The 21,931-nt window shown below is 50.6% G+C and carries 16 protein-coding genes; 6 read left to right on the plus strand and 10 right to left on the minus strand.

Features of this window, described 5'->3' with window-relative positions:
* Window positions 1-4: 4 nt before the first annotated feature.
* Window positions 5-754 carry a glycosyltransferase family 2 protein gene (locus tag B5F91_RS10255; RefSeq protein WP_087429000.1) on the plus strand — a complete coding sequence of 250 codons (750 nt, stop codon included), beginning with the start codon at window positions 5-7 and terminating at the stop codon, window positions 752-754.
* A 150-nt stretch (window positions 755-904) separates the two neighbouring features.
* On the opposite strand, the gene B5F91_RS10260 is transcribed toward B5F91_RS10255, so the two are convergent.
* Window positions 905-1,366, minus strand: coding sequence for a DUF6261 family protein (locus B5F91_RS10260; protein ID WP_255376667.1), 462 nt, complete (start codon window positions 1,364-1,366; stop codon window positions 905-907).
* Between the two features lie 373 nt (window positions 1,367-1,739).
* Between B5F91_RS10260 and B5F91_RS10270 the strand changes: the two genes are divergently transcribed.
* Window positions 1,740-2,249, plus strand: coding sequence for a hypothetical protein (locus tag B5F91_RS10270; protein WP_144025107.1), 510 nt, complete (start codon window positions 1,740-1,742; stop codon window positions 2,247-2,249).
* 325 nt (window positions 2,250-2,574) lie between these two features.
* Here B5F91_RS10270 and B5F91_RS10275 read toward each other — a convergent pair whose 3' ends face one another.
* The 3 genes from B5F91_RS10275 to B5F91_RS10285 all read right to left on the minus strand — a co-directional run bounded on the left by B5F91_RS10275 (window position 2,575) and on the right by B5F91_RS10285 (window position 4,786).
* Window positions 2,575-2,754, minus strand: a complete 180-nt coding sequence (locus tag B5F91_RS10275) for a hypothetical protein (protein ID WP_087429004.1) — start codon at window positions 2,752-2,754, stop codon at window positions 2,575-2,577.
* Between the two features lie 172 nt (window positions 2,755-2,926).
* Window positions 2,927-4,423, minus strand: coding sequence for an acetyl-CoA hydrolase/transferase family protein (locus tag B5F91_RS10280; protein WP_087429005.1), 1,497 nt, complete (start codon window positions 4,421-4,423; stop codon window positions 2,927-2,929).
* 27 nt (window positions 4,424-4,450) lie between these two features.
* Window positions 4,451-4,786: a hypothetical protein gene (locus B5F91_RS10285; RefSeq protein WP_087429006.1), complete on the minus strand. Its 336-nt coding sequence runs from the start codon at window positions 4,784-4,786 to the stop codon at window positions 4,451-4,453.
* A gap of 256 nt (window positions 4,787-5,042) precedes the next feature.
* On the opposite strand from B5F91_RS10285, the gene miaB reads away from it, so the two are divergent.
* The 3 genes from miaB to B5F91_RS10305 all read left to right on the plus strand — a co-directional run bounded on the left by miaB (window position 5,043) and on the right by B5F91_RS10305 (window position 9,832).
* Window positions 5,043-6,413 carry a tRNA (N6-isopentenyl adenosine(37)-C2)-methylthiotransferase MiaB gene (gene miaB / locus B5F91_RS10290; RefSeq protein ID WP_087429007.1) on the plus strand — a complete coding sequence of 457 codons (1,371 nt, stop codon included), beginning with the start codon at window positions 5,043-5,045 and terminating at the stop codon, window positions 6,411-6,413.
* Window positions 6,414-6,445: 32 nt separating this feature from the next.
* Window positions 6,446-8,470, plus strand: coding sequence for a cytochrome c biogenesis protein CcdA (locus B5F91_RS10295; protein ID WP_087429008.1), 2,025 nt, complete (start codon window positions 6,446-6,448; stop codon window positions 8,468-8,470).
* A 198-nt stretch (window positions 8,471-8,668) separates the two neighbouring features.
* Window positions 8,669-9,832, plus strand: a complete 1,164-nt coding sequence (locus B5F91_RS10305; protein WP_087429010.1) for an SGNH/GDSL hydrolase family protein — start codon at window positions 8,669-8,671, stop codon at window positions 9,830-9,832.
* Window positions 9,833-10,096: 264 nt separating this feature from the next.
* Here the strand turns inward: B5F91_RS10305 and B5F91_RS10310 are convergent, their stop codons facing one another.
* Together B5F91_RS10310 and polA are read right to left on the minus strand one after the other, a co-directional pair.
* Window positions 10,097-10,483, minus strand: coding sequence for a DUF3836 domain-containing protein (locus B5F91_RS10310; protein ID WP_087429011.1), 387 nt, complete (start codon window positions 10,481-10,483; stop codon window positions 10,097-10,099).
* A gap of 152 nt (window positions 10,484-10,635) precedes the next feature.
* Window positions 10,636-13,407, minus strand: coding sequence for a DNA polymerase I (gene polA / locus B5F91_RS10315; protein WP_087429012.1), 2,772 nt, complete (start codon window positions 13,405-13,407; stop codon window positions 10,636-10,638).
* A gap of 95 nt (window positions 13,408-13,502) precedes the next feature.
* On the opposite strand from polA, the gene B5F91_RS10320 reads away from it, so the two are divergent.
* Window positions 13,503-14,477, plus strand: a complete 975-nt coding sequence (locus tag B5F91_RS10320) for a polyprenyl synthetase family protein (RefSeq protein ID WP_087429013.1) — start codon at window positions 13,503-13,505, stop codon at window positions 14,475-14,477.
* A gap of 47 nt (window positions 14,478-14,524) precedes the next feature.
* Here B5F91_RS10320 and B5F91_RS10325 read toward each other — a convergent pair whose 3' ends face one another.
* The 4 genes from B5F91_RS10325 to B5F91_RS10340 all read right to left on the minus strand — a co-directional run bounded on the left by B5F91_RS10325 (window position 14,525) and on the right by B5F91_RS10340 (window position 21,834).
* Window positions 14,525-15,940: a glycosyl hydrolase family 28 protein gene (locus B5F91_RS10325; protein ID WP_087429014.1), complete on the minus strand. Its 1,416-nt coding sequence runs from the start codon at window positions 15,938-15,940 to the stop codon at window positions 14,525-14,527.
* A 171-nt stretch (window positions 15,941-16,111) separates the two neighbouring features.
* Entirely contained in the window at window positions 16,112-18,475 is a 2,364-nt protein-coding gene (locus B5F91_RS10330) for a GH92 family glycosyl hydrolase (RefSeq protein WP_087429015.1), read from the minus strand.
* 6 nt (window positions 18,476-18,481) lie between these two features.
* Entirely contained in the window at window positions 18,482-19,555 is a 1,074-nt protein-coding gene (locus B5F91_RS10335; protein WP_087429016.1) for a heparan-alpha-glucosaminide N-acetyltransferase domain-containing protein, read from the minus strand.
* Window positions 19,556-19,662: 107 nt separating this feature from the next.
* Window positions 19,663-21,834 (minus strand): alpha-N-acetylglucosaminidase, encoded by a 2,172-nt coding sequence (locus B5F91_RS10340; RefSeq protein ID WP_087429017.1) that lies wholly within the window; start codon window positions 21,832-21,834, stop codon window positions 19,663-19,665.
* Window positions 21,835-21,931 lie beyond the last annotated feature (97 nt).

Consider the following 21,931-nt stretch of genomic DNA (forward strand, 5'->3'; position numbering starts at 1 on the left):
GCCTATGCTACAGCATCTGCACCCCAAGTTCTCCGTCATCACCGTCACCTACAACGCCGGAGCCGTCATCGAAGACACCATACAGAGCGTCATCACCCAGACGTATAAGAACATCGAATACATCATCGTCGACGGCGCGTCTACCGACAAGACGATGAGCATCGTCAACCGCTACCGCGACCGCATCCACACCGTAGTGAGCGAACCCGACCGCGGGCTGTACGACGCGATGAACAAAGGCATCCGCCTCGCCACGGGCGACTATGTGTGCTTCCTCAATGCGGGCGACGAACTGCACGAAGACGATACGCTGCAACTCATCGTCCACAGCCTTGCGGGGCTGGCCGAACTGCCCGATGTCATCTACGGACGCACCGCCATCGTCGACCGCGAGGGCCATTTCCTGCGGATGCGCCGCCTCGAACCGCCCGAAAACCTTACGTGGCGCAGCTTCCGCCAAGGGATGCTCGTCTGCCACCAGGCGTTCTTCGCCCGCCGCGACCATGCCGTCGCCTACGACCTCCGCTACCGCTTCTCTGCCGACTTCGACTGGTGCATCCGCGTGATGAAGCAAAGCACGGTGCTCCACAACACCCGCCTCACGCTCATCGACTACCTGAACGAAGGGATGACCACGCGCAATCACCGTGCCTCCCTGCGCGAGCGTTTCCGCATCATGTGCCGCCATTACGGCACGGTGCAGACCGTCGCCCTTCATCTCAAGTTCGCTATCCGGCTGCTGTATAAAAAGTAGATGATTTTAGTCGAACGCAGAGGCGCAGAAGCGCAGAGTTCTTTATTTAGAGAGAGCAAAGAACACAGAGCGTAAAAACTCCGTGAACTCTTGCCTTCTCAAAAAATTAAAGACTCTGCGCTTCTGCGCCTCTGCGTTCGACTAAACCACTCACTCCGTAGGCTCCGGTTCCGGCTCCGGCGTATCGCCGCCCTCGGCTTTGCCGCCTTTCGACGAGCTGCCCGCTATCCCCGAATAGGTGCCCACCAAGCCGTTTACGCTGGCGATGAACGTGTTGATTTCGTCCGTGGGCTGCACGATGGCGTAGGCGTTCACCGTCTGCACGATGTCCTCGTAGAGGGCGTTCGCCTCGGCTACGGCGTCTTCCGACTTCACGTCGCTCTGCACCATGCGCGCGCTCATCTCCTCGGTTTTCTCAAGGAATTTCGCTTCGAATGCGGCGTTTGCCTCACGCAACGCTTCCACTTCCTCGGTCAGCCCCAATGTGGCAACGGCTGCGGCGTTCTCCGTGTCGTCCAGCACGGCGAGCATTCCCCGCGTCTCGGCGGTCTGCTTTGTGTATTCGTGGCTGCGGTGATGAGTTTGTTCACTTGGGTGTGGAAGTCGCTGCACGAGCCGATGGTCATTGCGCTCATTCCGAAAGATTTGATTTGGTTTGCCATAATCGTTTTCTATTTAAGGTGGTACATTGTTTTTCAGCCAACAATCGTTGGCAAGCCTGCCGAGGGCTCGGGAATGCTCCCAACAATCGTTGGCAGGTCTGCCGAGGGCTCGGGAATGCTCCCAACGATCGTTGGCAGGTCCGCCGGGGGCTTGGGAATGCTCCCAACGATCGTTGGCAGGGTTTCCGAGGCCTTCGGAGTGTTCCCAACGATCGTTGGCTGACTTCTGTCTCGCAAAGTTAGCATAATCGGCGGATTCGCCAACATTTCGGCAGAGAAAATCGGCTTCAGGAAGCGGATTTTTTGTATAAAATTTTATGCTTATGAAAACGATTTTCTTTTTATTATCGCTTGCCTTGCTTTCTTGTCAAGGAGGACGCAAGCAGGACATCCAATCTGCTGAAGGGACAAAACATCAGATCGTGGATACTGCTTCAGTCTATTATGTTAACCCTTTGCCCCTCTATTTCATCTTGAAAGGCGATACGGTATATACGCTTGTTGACGGCGGTCCTGTATTTCCCATACACACCTCTGCTCCCGATAATCCTGACTTATTTATCGATTTGAATAATTATGTGAAGAAACAGGTGTCAGACGTGCATCTTGGCAAAGGGGCGGTAGACCTCGTTTTCATTATCGACAAGGAAGGGTATATCCGGGACGTGACTATCAAGAAATCAGCAAGAGAAAACGGTGCAGCACCCAATGTGGCTGCCCGTATGGATTCTATAGCCTGCAAGGTGATAGCCGAACTTCCTCGATTTACTCCTGCAACCAGAGACGGGAAGGCTGTCAATTTTCTAAAAAGCTGGACGGTAAGATTTAAATAAGTCGGTCTATGAACATATTTTGCAAATTACGGAAAAATTGCCACATCAGATTTGTAATCATAAGCAGTTGAAATGACAAAGGCGGTTACGTATCGTTGAGCCTCTTCAAGGCTCTGCTTACTTGTAGGGGCAGGGTCTGCCTGCCTGAAAACACCCGCGTGGATGCCTTCGGGCGGGCAAATCCCGCCCCTACAGCGTTGGTTGAGATTATTCTAATCGGCAATATCGTTCAGGTCGGCATCGCCGCAATCGAACGATTTTACTTTTTCTTCAGGTCCCAACTTACGGATGATGTAAGATGAGAATGGTGCTTGCAGACTGGCTTTCATACGCTTTTCTTTCTTGTACGTTCGCCCAATTCGAGCATTTTCAAAGCTAATTCATAATTAGCCAGCCTTCTTTCTCTTTCTTCCGGCGTTTCCCGGCGGACTTGCTTCATCCGCTCTTCGAACCGCCGTGCGTCTTCCCCGAAGAGTATCGGGGTTTCTTTGATTGGTCTTGCCATAGCTTTTCCTTTCTTTTTGAGATTCCGCTGCAAAGGTAGTGATTTTAGGTTTTATATTCACCACAGATTACACGGATTGATAAAATTAATTGGTTGAAAATCTGCGCTAATCCGCGTTTCTTTCAGATAATCAATTTTTGAAATCTGTGTAATCTGTGGTGAAAAAGACATGTCAGCCGGCGAACTCTGCCCAATCGGTGAGGCGCATGTCGCCTTTCTTGAGGAACACCTGGTGCATGCCCAGGGCGGCGGAGAGGCTGTGGCTGGTCTGCCCCTTGGTGGAAATCTTCAGGTAATCCCAAAGGAGCTGCTTGTAGTCGGGGTGGGCGCAGTTCTCGATGACGGCTTGGGCACGCTCCATGGGGCTCTTGCCGCGCAGGTCGGCGATGCCTTGCTCGGTGATGATGACGTTGACGGAGTGCTCGCTGTGGTCGAGGTGCGACACCATGGGGACGATGGAGCTGATGCATCCGCCCTTGGCGGTCGACGGGCACGAGAAGATGGAGATGTAGGCGCTGCGGGTGAAGTCGCCCGAGCCGCCGATGCCGTTCATCATCTTCGTGCCGCAGATGTGGGTGGAGTTTACGTTGCCGTAGATGTCGGCTTCGATAGCGGTGTTCATCGTGATGACGCCGATGCGGCGGATGACTTCGGGGCAGTTGGATATCTCCGAGGGACGGAGCACGAGCTTGTGGGCGAAGAAGTCCATGTTCTGGTAGATGTCGTCGAGGCAGTCGTTGGTGACGCTGAGCGAGCAGGTGCTTCCGAACTTGATGCGCCCTTCCTTAATGAGGGTGATGACGGAGTTCTGGATGACTTCGGTATACATTTCGAAGGGCGGGATGCTGGAGTCGCGTCCCAAGGCGCTGAGCACGGCGTTGGCGATGTTTCCCACGCCCGATTGCAGGGGGAGGAAGGTGGAGGGGATGATGCCCCGCTTCATGTCGGCTGCAAGGAAGTCGGCTACGTTTTGTCCGATTTTATCCGTCACAGGGTCGGGTGCGCTGAATCCGCGTGCCTCGTCGGGGATGTTCACTTCTACCACGCCGACTATCTTTTTCGGGTCGACCTGTATGTAGGGCAGTCCGATGCGGTCGCTGGGACGGACGATAGGGATGGGGCGGCGGTAGGGCGGACGTTCCATTTCGTAGAGGTCGTGCATGCCGATGATGCGTTTGCTGTGCGCCGCGTTCAGCTCGATGATGATGCGGTCTGCCAGGCGGGCAATGGTGGGCGTAAGTCCTACGCCTGCCGTGAGGTAGATGCGTCCGTCGTCGGTCAGTTCGCAGGCTTCCACGATAGCGGTGGTGACGTGTCCTAAGAATCCGGAGCGCAGGCGTTGCGCCACTTGCGAGAGGTGGATGTCGGTGTAATTGATTTCGCCGTTGTTCACCGCCTTGCGGAAATCGGTGTTGGTGGTGTAGGGGGCGCGGAACTTAATGGCGTGTGCACGGGTCAACGTTCCGTCGCACGAGTCTCCTGTCGAAGCTCCGGTAATGATTCCGATGCGGAACTCTTCGTCCCGCGCGTGTTTTTCTTCGGCTTGTTTCGCCAATTCGGTAGTTACTGCTTTAGGGCTTCCTGCCGGCGTAAATCCGCTCAGCGCGATGATTTCGCCGTTCTGTATCAGGCTGGCGGCTTCTGCCGCTGTCATTCGGTTGTAGTTCATAGTTTTCAGGTATTATTAATTTATGTATTAGTATTTCCGTTTGAATATCTCCGAGTAGATAAATGCCTTCCGCGCTTCGTTCCGCGTGTGGAGGCTGATTTTTCCTTTTTCCGTCGGATGCGCCGCTTTAGGCGGAACGCTGGGTGCCGGCTTCTGCCGTTGCATTTGTTGAGTATATCGGACCGGCTCTTTGCGTGGGCGGGGCTGTTCTTCCTCGGCGGGTGCTTCGTCTTCTTCCATAGATAGTTCCGGAAAGTCGAAAACCGGTTTCGGGCGGGCTGCCTTTTCCGCCTTCGGCTTCTGTGTCATCACTTTATAAGTGACAATCACGATGCATATAAGAATGATAAGAATGTTGCTCATATCCGTTGCTATTAATAGTAAGGTGTGAAAGGAATCGCCCAAAGATAGTAATTTTCCTGCAAAGAAACATAAGAACTTCCCGCTTATTGTGTGATACGAGATAGAATTGTTATCTTTGCGGGCGAATTAAAGACATAAAATTGAACACAGAGACACGGAGACACAGAGTTTTTATGAACTTTATTCTCTTGTACATAGAATCTCTGTGGCTTTGTGTCTCTGTGTTCGATTAATTTATAACCAAACCATTTATCGTATGACAAATCAAACTGCGGGAACGGACTTTAAATCCGCGACCGGAAAAGAGACGAAGAAACTGTTTATGGAGACCTACGGATGCCAGATGAACGTGGCAGACAGCGAGGTTGTGGCTTCGATTATGCAAATGGCGGGCTATGTGCCTTGCGACACTTTGGACGAAGCCGACGCAGTGTTTATGAACACGTGTTCCATCCGTGACAATGCCGAGCAGAAAATCCTGAACCGGCTGGAGTTTTTCCATTCGCTGAAGAAAAAACGCAAACATCTTATTGTAGGCGTGTTGGGCTGTATGGCGGAACGGGTAAAAGAAGACCTGATAGCGAACCACCACGTTGATTTGGTGGCGGGACCGGATGCTTATCTTTCCTTGCCCGACCTGATTGCTTCGGTGGAAGCGGGCGAGAAGGCTATCAATGTGGAATTGTCTACAACTGAGACTTACCGCGACGTGATTCCTTCACGCATCTGCGGAAACCGGGTTTCGGGCTATGTGTCGATTATGCGCGGATGTAACAATTTCTGCCATTACTGCATCGTGCCTTACACCCGCGGAAGGGAACGTAGCCGGGATGTAGCAAGCATTCTTAATGAAGTGCGCGATTTGCAGGCGAAAGGCTATAAAGAGGTCACCCTTTTGGGACAAAACGTCAATTCGTACCGTTTCGAGCAAGACGGGAATGTGATTACTTTCCCCACGCTGCTTCGTACGGTAGCGGAAGCGGTGCCCGATATGCGTGTGCGCTTCACTACTTCGCATCCTAAAGACATGAGTGACGAGACGCTTCATGTGATAGCCGAAGTGCCTAACGTATGCCGTCACATCCACCTGCCGGTGCAGAGCGGAAGTTCGCGCATCTTGAAGCTGATGAACCGCAAATATACCCGTGAGTGGTATTTGGAACGGGTAGCGGCTATCCGGAGCATCATCCCCGATTGCGGATTGAGCACCGATATCTTCTCAGGATTCCATTCGGAGACGGAAGAAGACCACCAGATGAGTCTTTCGCTGATGCGTGAATGCGCGTACGATTCGGCTTTCATGTTCAAGTATTCCGAGCGTCCTGGCACCTATGCATCGAAGCATTTGCCCGATGATGTGCCCGAAGAGGTCAAGATACGTCGTCTGAACGAATTGATAGAACTTCAGAATCAGCTTTCTGCAGAAAGCAACGCAAAAGATGTGGGCAAGACGTTTGAAGTGTTGGTAGAAGGTGTCTCCAAACGCTCGAAAGAACAACTCTTCGGACGTACGGAACAAAATAAAGTCGTAGTATTCGACCGAGGTACGCACCGTATCGGTGATTTTGTGAAGGTGCGCATCACCGAATCGAGTTCGGCGACACTGAAAGGAATCGAAGTATTTTAATTTCATAATCCAATAAAACCAAAGACAAAACAATGAAAACAAGAGTGATACTCTGTTGGCTGCTGATGGCTCTGTTCTGCCTGCCGATGTTTGCCCAAATGCAAGACCCGGTGCAGTTCAAGGCCGAATGGAAAGAGATTTCGGCTACTGAAGCCGAAATAGTGTTTACAGGTACGATTGATGCCGGATGGCATGTGTATTCTACTGAATTGGGAGACGGGGGACCGACTTCCGCTACGTTTAATATTGATGAAATCAAAGGAGCGGAATTGGTGGGGAAACTCACTCCCGGTGCAGGGGAAATCGACAAGATGGACCCTATCTTCGGAATGCAGGTACGTTACTTTGAGAAGAGCGCGAAGTTTACTCAAAAAGTAAAGCTTACTGGAGGTGATTATGTAATCAAAGGGTATTTGGAGTATGGTGCTTGCAATGATGAGAACTGTCTGCCTCCTACAGCCGTAGATTTTTCGTATAACGGAAAAGCGCAAGCGGCTGCTCAGGCTCCTTCTGCCCAACCTTCTGATCAACCGAAAACTCCGGCACCCGTATCCGAAGTGAAGGAGGATACCGCTACGATGGCTGTAGATAGTACGGCTTCTGCTCCTGTCCAATTGAAGGGAACGAATGATTACTGGAAACCGGTCATCAAGGAACTTTCTGAATTTGGCGAGACACAGCAACAAGATACGCATTCGTGGGTTTATATTTTCTTTGCAGGTGTAGTAGGCGGGTTGCTTGCCCTCTTTACCCCTTGCGTATGGCCTATTATTCCGATGACGGTCAGCTTCTTCTTGAAACGTACGAAAGATAAGAAGAAGGGCATTCGTGACGCATGGACCTACGGTGCATCTATCGTGGTGATTTACGTGGCATTGGGACTTGCTATTACGCTGATATTCGGCGCAAGCGCACTCAATGCCTTGTCTACTAATGCGATCTTCAATATCTTCTTCTTCCTGATGTTGGTCGTATTTGCCGCTTCGTTCTTCGGCGCGTTCGAAATTACCTTGCCTTCGAAGTGGAGTAATGCGGTCGATAGCAAGGCGGAAGCCACTACGGGATTGCTCAGCATCTTCTTGATGGCATTTACGCTTTCGTTGGTTTCTTTCTCTTGCACAGGTCCCATCATTGGTTTCCTATTGGTGGAAGTGTCTACTACGGGCAGCATTATTGCTCCGGCATTGGGAATGTTGGGTTTTGCCATTGCACTTGCCTTGCCGTTCACGCTATTCGCCATGTTCCCTTCTTGGCTCAAGTCGATGCCGAAGTCGGGCGGCTGGATGAATGTGATTAAGGTGGTGTTAGGCTTCCTCGAATTAGCTTTTGCCCTCAAGTTCCTTTCGGTGGCAGATTTGGCATACGGCTGGCGTTTGCTCGACCGTGAGACCTTCCTCGCCTTGTGGATTGTTATCTTCGGCTTATTAGGTTTCTACTTGTTAGGCAAAATCAAATTCCCGCATGATGATGATTCCACTAAAGTAGGCGTAGGACGTTTCTTCCTTGCTCTTATTTCGCTTGCTTTTGCCGTCTATATGGTGCCCGGCTTATGGGGTGCGCCTCTGAAAGCGGTCAGTGCGTTCGCTCCTCCTATGCAGACGCAAGATTTCAATCTTTACGATGACGAGGTGCACGCTAAATTCCAAGATTTTGATGCTGGTATGGAATATGCCCGCCAGCAAGGCAAACCGGTAATGATAGACTTTACGGGCTATGGATGCGTGAATTGCCGGAAAATGGAGTTGGCAGTATGGACCGACCCGCAGGTGAGCAAGATGCTGAAAGACGACTATGTACTCATCACGCTTTATGTAGATGAAAAGGCAAAATTGCCCGAGCCTATCAAGATTATGGAAAATGGCAAGGAACGTACACTCCGCACCGTGGGCGACAAATGGAGCTATCTGCAACGCTCGAAGTTCGGAGCCAATGCCCAGCCTTTCTATGTCTTGATAGACAACGAAGGCAACCCGCTTAACAAGTCGTATTCGTATGACGAAGACGTAGCGAAATACATCGACTTCTTGCAGACGGGATTGAAGAATTACAAGAAATAAACATTATATCCATGTTTCTAAAGGATATAAAAAAACAACTTTCTGATTAGAACAAAAGTGCAGATATGCAGGTTTTCGAAATAAGACTTGTGTCTCTGCACTTTTTGTTCATTAATTTCTCGGTAAACCATTTGTATAATCTGCATTTTATTTCGTATATTGCAGCACAGAAGTTTTATATACATAAAAATAGTCAACATGAAAAAGATTCTTACATTACTTTGTTGCTTGATGACCGTTTTCACGGTATCAGCAGACAATTGGACAGGAACATGGGCGGCTGCACCCGAATGGACAGGAGCGGGCGATATGCCGAAGAAAACTACATTGACCGGCAATTCGGTCCGCCAGATTGTGCATGTATCTCTTGGCGGTCAGGAAATCCGTGTGCAGTTATCTAACGAACTGAGCAACGAACCGGTTGAAATTCAGTCGGTTTATATCGCAGATGCACTCGATGGCAAGAATATTAATCCCAAGACCGTAGAATACTTGAAGTTTGACGGTAAGAAAAACGTCACTATCGAAGGCGGAAAAGCTGTATTCTCTGACCCGTTAGAATACGATTTGAAGCCTTTGCAATTACTTTCTATTACTGTTTATTATGGAGCGACTCCTAAGAATGCCACCTCTCATCGCGGCTCTCGTACCACTTCTTATATCATGGAAGGAAAATCAAATCCTAAAAAAGAATTTGTTGTAGCCGAGCAATTGGAACATTGGTATAGCATTGCTGCTATCGATGTGAAAGTTTCGGACAAACCGTGTATTGCCGCATTGGGCAATTCCATTACAGACGGACGTGGAACGACTACAGACAAACAAAATCGTTGGACTGACGTATGTGCAGAAGCGTTAGGCGGTGAAGTCGGCATTCTGAACTTGGGTATCGGTGGAAATTGTGTGCTGGCAGGAGGGCTGAGCGAACCTGCTGTGAAACGTTTCGATCGTGACATCATGGGTCAACGAGGCTTGACGGGCATCCTTATCTTCGAAGGAGTCAATGATATAGGCGGAAGCAAGGCTTCCGAACAAACGGCACAACAACTTATCAAGGCTTACGAATCATTCATTGAAAAAGCACGTGCCAAAGGTCTGAAAGTGTACGGTGGTACGATTACTCCGATAGGTAATACTGATTATTGGTCTTATTTCCATGAGGCTGCCCGCCAGACGGTGAACGAATGGATTCGCACAAGCGGCAAATTTGATGCTGTCATCGATTTCGATAAGGTATTGCGTGACCCGGCTAATCCCACGAAAATCCGTGATGATTACCAATTCGACCGTCTGCATCCCAATGCTGCAGGTTATAAAGCAATGGGAGAAGAAGCCGCCAAGGTACTTAAATCACATCTGTAACACATTAGGCTTCCTTTTGAGTTTCATTAGGGTAGGATTGTAATTTCATCCGTATAAAACTGCAATCCTACCCTAATGAAACTCTTAAAGTAAGCAGCTTTCATGAATAATATATTCCTTTTGCTTATAATTTGTAACTTCATTTATCGGAAAGGGAGTGAATGGAGTATTGTATATAGGGCAAAACAAAAAGAGACGCTTCCTCGCGAGGCGTCTCTTTCAGATTGTTGAGAGTTTATGAAAATATGTTTGTTTATGTGCTGCTTATTGTTGTACCGTAACGGTCATTTCCGGAACAAGGATGAAATCTTTCTTGTTCTTATTCCACTTGTAGTATTCGATGGTTACATCGTTACCTGCGTATGAGTACTTGATACACATGTGGTTGCGCCAATCGTTACGAACAGCATCCCATTTCATCAATGTGCTTTCAACGACTTGTTTATTGTCGTTGTATTTATAGTTATACTTTTCGTAATTGGTCAGGATGCCTTCGTTCATCTTGTAAACGGTTTCCGACATCTTAACGCCATCCACTTCTTCGGTGTTGTAAATCAAGTTCGCTTCCGGATTGCTTGCAGAAACTGTAAGATTAGCTACGAAAATGCAAGCTACAACAAATACACTCTTCAAAAAATTCATTGCTTTCATATCTTTATGTTTTTAAGGGTTTGCTATCTTTTTGTTCTTAATTACAGTGCAAAGGTAGTAAATATTTTGATATGTGCTAACTTTTCGGCTAAAATTTTACTCGATTTTAGCAAAATGTCAGCATATAAAGATATGTTAACAAATTCATCCCATTAGTGCGCTTCCAGCCAATTCTTACCCCAACCGCAGTCTGCTTGCAAAGGAACTTTCATTTTGTAAGCACTCTCCATTTCACTTATCACAATCTGTTGCACTTTCTCCTTTTCTTCGGGCAAGACGCTGAAGTTGAGTTCATCGTGTACTTGAAGAATCATCTTCGAGCGGATTCCCTCTTCGCGAAAGCGGAGGTAGATGCGTACCATTGCCACTTTGATGATGTCAGCGGCACTTCCTTGGATAGGCGCGTTGATGGCATTGCGCTCGGCATATCCTCTCACCACGGCATTGCGTGAATTGATGTCGGGCAGATAGCGGCGGCGGCGGAAAATGGTTTCGATATAGCCTTTCTCGCGTGCCTCCAGAATGCTCTTGTCCATGTATTCCTTTACATGCGGGTAGTTTTCAAAATAGCCGTCTATCAGTTCCTTGGCTTCTTTGCGGTCGATGTTCAAGCGTTCGGCAAGCCCGAAGACCGAGATGCCGTAGATGATGCCGAAGTTAGCGGTTTTGGCTTTGCTCCGTTGCTCGCGGGTCACATCTTCCAATTTCTCCTTGTATATCTTGGCGGCGGTAGCGGCGTGGATGTCCTGATTTTCGCGGAAGGCTTCTATCATGTGCGGGTCTTGGCTGAGGTGTGCCATGATGCGAAGCTCGATTTGCGAATAATCAGCAGAGAAAAATTCGCAACCTTCATCGGGAATGAATGCTTTACGGATTTCTTTTCCGTCCTCGTTGCGTACGGGGATGTTTTGCAAGTTCGGGTTGCTCGAACTAAGCCGTCCCGTGGCGGTTACGGTTTGGTTGAATGAAGTATGGATGTGTCCGGTCTGCGGGTTGATAAGCTGGGGCAGGGCATCGATGTAGGTGCCAAGAAGCTTTTTCAATCCACGGTGCTCCAAAATCTTCCCTACGATTTCGTGCTTTCCTTTCAGACTTTCTAACACTTCTTCGGAAGTGACGTATTGTCCCGTCTTGGTCTTCTTGGGCTTGTCTACGATTTTCAGACGGTCGAACAATACTTCGCCCACTTGCTTGGGAGAGGCGATATTGAACTCCACACCTGCCAAGCGGTGTACTTCTTTTTCGATTTGTTGCATACGGGCGGTGAAGTGGCGCGAAGTCTCTTTCAGGGCTTCCGTATCAATGCGCACGCCATTGCGTTCCATATAAGCCAATACGGGGACAAGAGGCATCTCGATGTCCCGGAAAAGGGATTCGGCATCGTTTTGCTTCAATTCCTTTTCCAATACGTTTTTCAACTTCAGGGTGACATCGGCATCCTCGCACGCGTACCTATATATATTAGCAGGGTCGAGGTCGCGCATGTTCTTCTGGTTCTTCCCTTTCGGTCCGATAAGTTCTTCTATCTTGATGGTTTCGTAGTGCAAGTAGATTTCGGCAAGGTAGTCCATTCCGTGATGCAGTTCGGGCTGGAGCACATAGTGGGCTATCATCGTGTCGAACATCTCGCCTTGTATTTCGACTCCGTAGTTCGCCAAGACCAGCATATCGTATTTGATGTTCTGCCCGACTTTCAAGGTTTCTTTATTTTCGAAGACGGGCTTGAATTTATCAACGATGCGTTGCGCTTCGGTGCGGTCGGCAGGGACGGGGACATAGAAAGCCTGATTTTCGGCATACGAGAAGCTCATTCCTACCAGTTCGGCACGTATCGGGTCGGTTCCGGTGGTCTCCGTATCTAAACTGAGAATCTTCTGTGTAAGGATATTTTGTAATAATTGCTCTATTTTCTCTTCTGTATCAATCAGTTGATAGTCGTAAGTAAGGTCTTGAAGCCTCGTGAGATTTGAATTTTCGGGAGCTTCCGTACTCTCGGGCGCAAAAAATCCAAAGAGATCGCCTTGGGCAGAGGGTGGGGGAGCGGCGGTTTTCTTATCAGTTCCCAATACACGGTCGAGGAGGCTCCGGAACTCCAAGTCTTCGAATATCCGCTTGAGTTCTTCCTTGTCCGGTTCTTCCCGTTTCAGCCTATCCATGTCGAGGCTGATAGGGACATCGGTCTTGATTGTGGCAAGGAACTTCGAGAAGAGGATTTGTTCGCGGTTGGTCTCTACCTTGGTCTTGATGGCTCCTTTCAACTGGTCGGTATGTTCAAGCAGGCTCTCGATGCTTCCGAACTGGGCAATCAGCTTTTGTGCGGTCTTTTCGCCCACACCCGGACATCCGGGAATGTTATCGGCGGTATCGCCCATCAGCCCCAACATATCAATGACCTGAGCCGGAGACTGGATGTCGAACTTGGCTTTCACTTCGGCTATGCCCATTACCTCGAATTCCTTATCCCCGTATTTAGGCCGGTACATAAAGACATTGTCCGATACCAATTGGCCATAGTCTTTATCGGGTGTCATCATATAGGTAGTAATGCCCTTTCGTCCGGCTTCGGTGGCAAGGGTGCCTATAACGTCATCGGCTTCGTATCCACTCACTTCGAGGATAGGGATGCGGTAGGCTCGGATGATGTCTTTAATGATAGGCACCGAGAGGCGGATGACTTCGGGAGTCTCTTCGCGCTGGGCTTTGTATTGCTCGTAAGCCTCGTGGCGGAACGTGGGACCCGCAGGGTCGAAAGCGATTCCGATGTGTGTGGGTTGTTCTTTCTTCAGCACATCTTCTAATGTATTGACGAATCCCATAATGGCGGAAGTATTGAATCCCTTCGAGTTGATGCGGGGATTTTTGATGAAAGCGTAGTACGCCCGGTAAATCAAAGCGTACGCGTCCAGTAGAAATAGTTTCTCCATTCGTATAAAAATATTAATGTTTTGAACGTAAAAGTACAAAAAAACGCCGTATTTCGATGTTTTATTATTATTTTTGTGCCCAAATAAATCTCTAAATGGACAAGATAGAAATAATCAAGAGACCGATAGAAAGGGAATTGAGCGAATTTAAGGCGCTTTTCGATGCCGCTTTGACCAGTACCGCCCCGATATTGGGCGATGTGTTGGGCTATATCCGGAAGCGCAACGGGAAGATGATGCGCCCTATGCTGGTACTGTTGATGGCAAAATTATATGGTAAAATCAACCCCGCCACGTTACATTCGGCTTTGTCGTTGGAATTGCTTCATACGGCAAGTCTGGTTCACGATGATGTAGTCGACAAGAGCGACAAACGGCGCGGGCAAGCATCGGTCAATGCGTTGTATGATAACCGCGTGTCGGTATTGGTGGGCGACTATATGCTTGCCACAAGCTTGCGCCATGCTGCTTACACGAAAGAAATTGAGCTGGTCGACTTGGTGGCACGCTTGGGGCAGAACCTTTCGGAAGGCGAAATCGTGCAGTTGGCGAATACGAGCAATACCGAATTCTCTGAAGAGATTTATTTCGATGTTATCCGCAAGAAGACCGCAGCCCTCTTTACGGCAAGTGCCGAGAGCGGTGCGCTTTCCGTTAAGGCTTCGGCGGAAGATGTAGACAATGCCGCTTTGTTTGGCGAAATGATAGGCGTCGCTTTCCAAATAAAGGATGATATCTTCGATTATTTCGAGAACGAGGCATTGGGCAAACCTACAGGAAACGATATGTTAGAAGGAAAACTGACCCTGCCCGCCCTGTACGTCCTCAATGAAAAGGCGGACGAGGAAAAGCGGGAGTTGGCTTTGCGCATCCGCTCGTTGAAAGCCTCGCATGAAGAAATCGCTTCGTTCGTATCGTATGTGAAGCAGGAAGGAGGCATCGAATACGCCGACCGGGTGATGCACGATTACCGGGACAAGGCACTGGCTCTTTTGCCCCAACAAATGGATGAATCGCTCCGAACTGCATTGACCGCCTACGTGGATTATGTGGTAGACCGGACAAAATAATGAATAAAAAAGGATGCATTGCGCATCCTTTTTTATTGCATATTCGTTTACTGCATCACCTTCACCCCCGTAGCATTCACGCTCTTGATATTCTCTGCCGCATGGTCGGGGCGGGGAGTAGCCCATTCTACGGTGCAGGCTTTCACCTGGATGTCGGATGCGGTATGCACGAAGAAGCCGTAAGTGTTGCCGCGCAGGAAACCTTCGCCGTCACACGGACGCTTGTCGTAGATGCCGCCCTCGTAGGCGGTCTTTTTTTGCAGCGTAAGCGACACTTGGTCGAAATAGATACGATTGACCTTTTCGGGCGTGTCGCCGCCTACAAAGACGCCATTTTCGCTCGTACAGCGAATGTTGTGGAAGTAGATATGGCTCACTTCGCCGCACGCGCCTTTCGTCGCGCCTTTCGGGAAACGCCAGCCTGCATCTTTGTGGTTGCCTACGGCACGGGGGTAAGAGGTGACGTAAATGGCTTCTGACTTGCCCCACCACACGTCTGAGAAGAACCGGCAGTCGACTATCATGTTCGAGAATGTGACGTTGGTCACTGTGCCCTCATCGCGGTTCTGGATGCCGATGCCCCGGTTGCTGTCTTTGATGATGCAGTTGGTGAACAAGACGTTGTTGATGCTATCCATGTTCTCCGAACCGATTTTGATGGCGCACGAGCGCGAGGTCATCGTACAGTTGCTCACCACCACGTCCTCGCACGAGCCGTATTGCTCGAACTCGCGGCGGTTCTTCAGGCAGATGCAGTCGTCGCCCGACTCGATGAAGCAGTTCGAGATGCGCACGTCTTTCGAGTGGTCTACGTCGATGCCGTCGCCGTTGCGTATCTTCAGGTTGTTCAGGATGCTGATGCCGTCAATCGAAGCGTCGCGGCAGCCGATGAGGTGGACGGTCCAGTAAGCGCTGTTGCGGATAGTAATGTTACGGATGACTAACTTCTCGATGTTGGTCAGCGTCAGGACGTGCGGGCGCGGGTCGAAGTCGGTCACGGGTTTCAGTTCGTACGAGTCTTCCAACTCCTTGCCCATAAACGATACACCGTTTCCGTCGATGGTCCCCGTTCCGGTGATAGAGACGTTCTTCAGGTCTTTTCCGCTTATCCACATCATCCCTTCGCCCCGGTTTTCGCCAAATGCGCTTTCAGTATAGACGCTCTCGTCAGGGTTTGCCAACAGGCAGGAATTAGGCTCTAAATGCAGGTCGACATACGAAGCGAGCCGGAAGGGGCTGCACAAGAAGGTGTGTCCGGCAGGGACGAGCACCGTTCCGCCTCCCGCTTCGGAGCAGGCATCGATGGCGGCTTGCAGGGCAGGGGAGTCGTCGGTCGTCCCGTCACCTTTAGCACCGAAGTCCATGATGTTGTACACGTTGGTTTGCTTCGTCTGGCACGAGCCGAGCAGGCAGATGCCGAGCAAGAAGAGCAGCAGTTTGTTTGTCTTGATGAATCCAGTCATATCAAAATTGGTTTTTAGGTTAATAATTCGATAATAAATCACTACAAAAACGCGCGGCGACCCCTCGCCGGAGACCTTCGGGGTGTCGGAAAACGTGCGGCGACCCCTCGCCGGAGACTTTCAGGGTGTCGGAAAATGTGCGGCGACCCCTCGCCGGGGATTTTCCACCTTTTAGAAGGTCCTCGGCGGGCAGTCTTCGGGCTTGTTTCCCCAGTCGGGATTCGGCTCCGGACCCATTTCGAACTCCATCGTGCCTCCCCGAAGGATGTCTTCGTGGGCGATGTAGTTCTTCGTATAGGGTTTGCCATTGAGGGTGACGCGCTGGATGTAGATGTTCTCCGCCGAGGCTTCCGGCGCAAGGAGGCGGAAGGTCTTTCCGTTCTCCAAGGTCAGCACGGCTTCGCGGAACGAGGGGCTTGCCAAGGCGTAATAAGGCGTACCGGGGCAGACGGGATAGAAGCCGAGGGCGGCGAAGACGTACCACGCCGACATCTGTCCGGCATCGTCGTTGCCCGACAAGCCGCCGGGAGCGTCGAGGTATTCGGTCTCCAAGATGTGGCGCACTGCCCGCTGGGTCTTCCACGGTTGTCCGGCGTAGTTATACATGAACGCCACTTGGTGGCAAGGCTCGTTGCCGTGCCAGTAACGGCGTTGGCTGAACATCGAGTCGAGCTTGGCGATGTAGCGTTCCTGCCCGCCCATGCACTTCATCAGCCCGTAGGGGTCGTGGGGGACGTACCACGTGTAGTGGCAGGGGGCGCCTTCGGTGATGAACGCGGCAAAGCCGAAAGCGTTGTCTTCGTCGAGGAAGGTGCCGTCGGCATGCCGTCCTTGCGCATATCCGGTGCGCGGGTCGATGACGTTGCGGTAGTTCTGCGCGCGGCGCATCAGGGCGTCATAATCTTCGGTCTTGCCCAACTGTTTTGCCACTTGGGCGAGGACGAAATCATCGTAAGCGTACTCCAACGTGCGCGACACTTGTTCACGGGTGTGGAAGGCGTCGGGCACGCTGTCCTCTAACGGGATGTAACCGTACCGGAGGTAGGACTGCAAGGCGCGGCGGCCCATTCCGTTGACATATTCTTCGCGCGTGGCGGGGCTTTCGAAGGCATTGCGGCGCATTCCCTCGTAGGCTTTCTGCACATCGAAATTGCGGATGCCTTTCACGTAGGCGTCTCCTAAGGCGGCAATGCAGTGGTCGCCTATCATCGCTGCCGTGTAGCTGTTCCAGCAAGGGAAGATGGGCAGCCAGCCGCCTTGCTCGTACTTGAGCACGAGCGACTGCATCATCTGTCCGCTTTGGGTGGGACGGAGGAGGTTGACGAGCGGATGCAGGGCGCGGTAGGTGTCCCATAGGCTGAAGTCCTCGTAGTAGGTTTCGCCATCCGCTAATTGGCGGATAGGCTCGCCCGTGGCAAAGGAGGGATAGCGCCCGTCCGCGTCGTTGAACGTGCGTGGAAGGAACGAGGCGCGGTACATTGCTCCGTAGAACTTCCGCCGTGCCGTTTCGTCGTCGGTCTTTATCTGGATGCTTGCCAAGTGTTTCTCCCAAATGCCGGTCAGTTCCCGACGGGTCTGGTCGAAGTCCCAGTGCGGGATTTCCGCTTGGAGGTTTCCGATAGCCCCTTCGCGTCCGGTAAACGAGGAAGCGGCTTTCACCAACACTTCTTCATCTGCCTTCACCCGGAAGCGGACGTACAGCCCGATGCCTTGTCCCGACCGGATGCTTGTCTGCCCCTCGAACAGGCTGTCTCCGCGGAAGGTGCCGAATCCGGCAAGATTCTTTTGGTATTCCACAACGAAGTGCCCGCTATAGCCCGCCGGTTCGCCCCAGCCTTGGTAGATGCGGTGTACGGGATTATAGCCGTAGATGCGGCGGTTCACCGTATCCAGTTCGATGTATCCTTTGCCCTCATCGCTGTTCGGGTTGACCACGAGCCAAGCATCGCCTTCATCCTCGTAAGTGAAGCGGAAGATAGCGGAGCGGGAGCGGGAGGTCATTTCCGCCGTCAGGTGTTCGTCGGGCAGGGATACGGCGTAGTAGGAGGGGGTTGCGGTTTCGTCATCGTGCGAGAAGCGTGTGGCTCGCTGTTCGGGCATACAGCGCAATGCTCCGGCGAGGGGCATCAGGGTCATCGAGCCATAGTCCTGCGTACAGCCTCCCACAATCCAGTGCGAGTTGCGGAAGCCCTGCATCAGCGAGTCGCGGTAGTAATAAGGGGCGATGCACTTCTGTTCGGTGTCCTGCGTCTGCGGTGTCCAGAAGTTCATCCCGTTTGGTTCCAACACTGCGGGCAGGGTTTGTCCGTATTCTTCGGTATGTTTGCCGAACATGCCTGCGGTTTGTGTGGTGCTGGCAGCCGTTCCCGTTCGGGTGTCGATGCAGCTCAGGCTGTCCGGGATAGTCGAGGATGTGCAGGCAGTAAAGAGCCATGCACCACAGAGGGCACAGAATCCCACAGAGGAAAGTTTTTTTTCTAATTCAAAACTCCGTGTGCCTCTGTGTTCTCTGTGGTAAAATCGTTTTGTACCCATATCGTTTTATATTTTAACGTATATCTTCTTCTTGTAAAGCGGATAGCCGATGGCTCCCATCACCCCGACAAAGAGGAGTGAATAGACGGCGGAAGCGAGGTAAGGGTTGCTGATGACGCTGTGGATGCCTCCGTAGAGGACCGGTTTCCATTCGGTTACGTTAAGCACTACGGCTGTCAGTTCGCTCAGCACATAGAGGAAGAGCGGATTTACGCCAAAGACTTCGAAGAAGCGGCACCAGTGTTTCCGCCCCTGCGCATCGATGAAGTAGAGTAGGGCAGCCTGAAGCATCGCCGCCAGTCCGCAAGTGACAAGGGCATAGCTGGGCGACCATACGCGCTTGTTCAGCGGCAGCCATTCGACCAATAAGAATCCTATGGCAGCCAACAGGAAGCCTGCCACGAAGAGCTTGATGATTTTCTGGTTCAGGTCTTTGGTCTCCATAATGAGCCGTCCGCAGAGGAAGCCGATAATCGTATGGGCTATGGCGGACAAGGTGCTGGTCAGTCCCTCAGGGTCAACGGGGCTTTTATGGTAGAGATGTTCGTAACCTAATACATTCGTGTCCCAAACGGCGAGGATGTTCACCCCTGCATCTTGTGCATATCCGTTGCCGAAATGCAATAGGAAGGCATAACCCAAGAGCAGGAATCCCGCTATCCATGCCAACCCTTTGGGGCGCACATAGAGGGCGAGCAGCGAGACAATGCCGTAGCAGAGGGCAATGCGTGGCAATACACCCAAGATGCGGATATGGGCAAAGGGAAAGAAGTCTCCCTCGCAAGCGAACTCGAACCAATAGATACCCCAGCCTATGAGAAAGATAAGCGCAGTGCGGCGCACTATCTTCCGGATAACTGCCGCCGAGGGCTGGAACTGGAATTTGCGTAAGGCGATATAGGTGGATATTCCCATGATAAAAAGGAAGAACGGGAACACTAAATCGCAGGGAGTCAGCCCGTTCCATACGGAATGCTGCAAGGAGTCATACGAATATTTCCCTCCGGCGTTGTTTACCACAATCATCCCGAAGACGGTGATGCCTCGCAGCACATCAAGTGAAAGTAAGCGTTGTTTCATATTGTAGAGTTGTATTAAATTGAAACGCAGATTAACGCAGATTTTCGCAGATTATTATTTTATTTATTTGTTTATTCTGCGTTAATCTGCGAAAATCTGCGTTTATATTAATCTGCGTAATCTGTGGTGAGAAGAGAAAACACTTCGCGTGCCGTGTCGATGCAATCGCCTTCCGCTTCAGTCTTATACGGATTGTGTTGCAAAGTCCACGGTTCTTCCATTGCGTACCAATCGATTTCTTGCATCTCACCTCCGTCTAATACACCTTGGAGCATCTTCCACCATGCTTCCCAACGCTTGTAGTAGAAGTCTTTCAAGATGCCGTTCCATTCTTTATGAGCATAGTCACGCAAACCGCCTTCATCGGCGCAAGTACGGTTACCCCATGTGGTGATTTGTACACGGGCATTCCATTCATAGAGGTCTTTTTCTTCGGGCGTATTGCCTAAACTGCGGGCTTGGTTAATCCATCTGCCTACACGGAACTCGCTGCGGGTGGCAAGCAGGCGGTCTTGTGCCAGCAGCAGGTCGAGGAACTCTTTCGAATGGCGGGCATAGCTGCGTTTGTCGAAGCTCTTGAAGTCGGCTATCGCTTGGTTGTAGACAATGCGTCCACGGTCGGAGAGAGCTTGGCGGACGATGTCCACCAAGTCGTATTCAAAGTTATTGTTGCCGCGGTATTTATCCGCCACTTCCAGCATCAGGCGTGCGGCGTCTTCGGTAGAAGTAGGGTCGTAGTAGTTTTCCATCTTCGACCAGCTTGATACTTGGAAATTGTTCATACTTGGACGTCCGCAGAAAATGGATTCGTGAGGTCCTTGCTGGTTGTTTCCGAAGGGGCAATTGTAGATGCCGTTGGCAAGGATTTCCCATGCTTGTTCTATCTTTTCATCTTTTACTCCATAACGTGCGGCGAGGTATTCTTTCAGCCATGCTTCCTTGGTTATCTTTTCGGGACGCCACGGCAGTTCGCACATCAATTCGAACATCATCGGATTGTTCTCGCTTCCTTCCATGGTCAGGCCGATGCCTTTCAGGTGTTCGGCAAGCGGATTGTTTTTCGTTAAGTAGAAGTTATTCAGCAGTTGGTCCAAGCGTCCGTGCAGACCTACATTACCGCCGAAGTTCTCCAACATACAGAACAGCCAGTCGTGTTGTTCATATCCTTTGTCGCGTTTCCAAATGGAAGGGATGCCCCACATCGGGCGGCATTCGCTGAAGAGGTCGAGGATAAGCAAGTCGCCGTTCTTCATATTCTTGATCATTTCAGGGCGAGGGTTTTCCGTCCAACCTTGGATAACCCATACGGCTTTCGGGTTTGCTTTGCGCATAGCATTCAGTACAGCTTTGCCCGCTGCATCGAAGTCTACGTCTTCAGCGTTTTCCAATTCGTGGAAAGGGTCCATTGAGTAATAGTCGGCTTTGCCGAAGAGTTTTTCTAATTCTTTGTAATATAAAGCGGCAATTTCGGCGAAGCGGGAGTCGGTAGGCATCAGGAATGCCGGGCGGGTGAATCCGTTCCATAAAGCGGGTTCTGTTACGTTTAATCCTAATTTCTTATTGGCATCGTGAGGCACCATACCCGAATAACCCGGCAATACAGGTTTAATGCCATATTCACGCATCCGTTTCAGGATTTTCTTCTGTAAGGCTTCTTGCTGTTCGTACCAACTGTCAGGGTTCGGTCCGCCCCAACCTTCCAAGTTATTCATTGCCCACCAAGCGAGGAAAGCCGGACCGGCAATGAAGCGGTTGATTTCATCTTTGGTATAGCCTAATTGAAGGAGCATGTTACGCCATACGCACTCTTGCCCTACTGCGGCAAGCGGCAGGTTGATGCCATGCAATGCCATCCAGTCGATTTCCTTTTCCCAACGTGCCCAGTCCCAAAATGCCATCGTATACGAATACGTGCAATAGTTGAAATCATAACGCAAGCCGAGGTTGGTTTCGTGCCGTTCGGGGTGGGGGACTTTAGGAAGTGCTTCCGGCAAGTCAGCCTGCATATCGTTCCAGGTAAGTTGGATGCCTGCATAGTATTTCAGGTACCAGTTCAGTCCCGTTGCGATATTGACGTATGTATTTCCGCGTACCACCACTTTGTCTCCTTTTTGGTCAAGTTCGAAGAAATCTTTGTCTGCATTTTTTTGGAGTTGGATAACGAACTTCTTAGATGCTCCAGGGTCGATTCGCTCCAGCAAATCTTTGATAGGGTTCGCGAACAATGTAAAAGGCAACAAGCAGAATAAGCTTGCCAGTAGAAAGTTTTTAGTGCTCATATTTTATTAGGATTGGTTAGGTTTTTGCAAATATAGGAAATATAAGTGAGAACAAAAGGCTATAAATAAATCATTCTGCATGCATAATGACGCAAAA

This window comes from Bacteroides sp. An322 (assembly GCF_002161765.1).
Lineage (GTDB): Bacteria > Bacteroidota > Bacteroidia > Bacteroidales > Bacteroidaceae > Phocaeicola > Phocaeicola merdavium.

Coding starts and splice junctions, on each gene's coding strand:
- B5F91_RS10270 (WP_144025107.1), top strand. CDS start 1,740: ATGAAAACGATTTTCTTTTTATTATCGCTTGCCTTGCTTTCTTGTCAA.
- B5F91_RS10295 (WP_087429008.1), top strand. CDS start 6,446: ATGAAAACAAGAGTGATACTCTGTTGGCTGCTGATGGCTCTGTTCTGC.
- B5F91_RS10305 (WP_087429010.1), top strand. CDS start 8,669: ATGAAAAAGATTCTTACATTACTTTGTTGCTTGATGACCGTTTTCACG.
- B5F91_RS10335 (WP_087429016.1), bottom strand. CDS start 19,555: ATGAAACAACGCTTACTTTCACTTGATGTGCTGCGAGGCATCACCGTC.
- B5F91_RS10285 (WP_087429006.1), bottom strand. CDS start 4,786: ATGAGCAACATTCTTATCATTCTTATATGCATCGTGATTGTCACTTAT.
- B5F91_RS10320 (WP_087429013.1), top strand. CDS start 13,503: ATGGACAAGATAGAAATAATCAAGAGACCGATAGAAAGGGAATTGAGC.
- miaB (WP_087429007.1), top strand. CDS start 5,043: ATGACAAATCAAACTGCGGGAACGGACTTTAAATCCGCGACCGGAAAA.
- B5F91_RS10325 (WP_087429014.1), bottom strand. CDS start 15,940: ATGACTGGATTCATCAAGACAAACAAACTGCTGCTCTTCTTGCTCGGC.
- polA (WP_087429012.1), bottom strand. CDS start 13,407: ATGGAGAAACTATTTCTACTGGACGCGTACGCTTTGATTTACCGGGCG.
- B5F91_RS10255 (WP_087429000.1), top strand. CDS start 5: ATGCTACAGCATCTGCACCCCAAGTTCTCCGTCATCACCGTCACCTAC.
- B5F91_RS10310 (WP_087429011.1), bottom strand. CDS start 10,483: ATGAAAGCAATGAATTTTTTGAAGAGTGTATTTGTTGTAGCTTGCATT.
- B5F91_RS10275 (WP_087429004.1), bottom strand. CDS start 2,754: ATGGCAAGACCAATCAAAGAAACCCCGATACTCTTCGGGGAAGACGCA.
- B5F91_RS10330 (WP_087429015.1), bottom strand. CDS start 18,475: ATGGGTACAAAACGATTTTACCACAGAGAACACAGAGGCACACGGAGT.
- B5F91_RS10340 (WP_087429017.1), bottom strand. CDS start 21,834: ATGAGCACTAAAAACTTTCTACTGGCAAGCTTATTCTGCTTGTTGCCT.
- B5F91_RS10280 (WP_087429005.1), bottom strand. CDS start 4,423: ATGAACTACAACCGAATGACAGCGGCAGAAGCCGCCAGCCTGATACAG.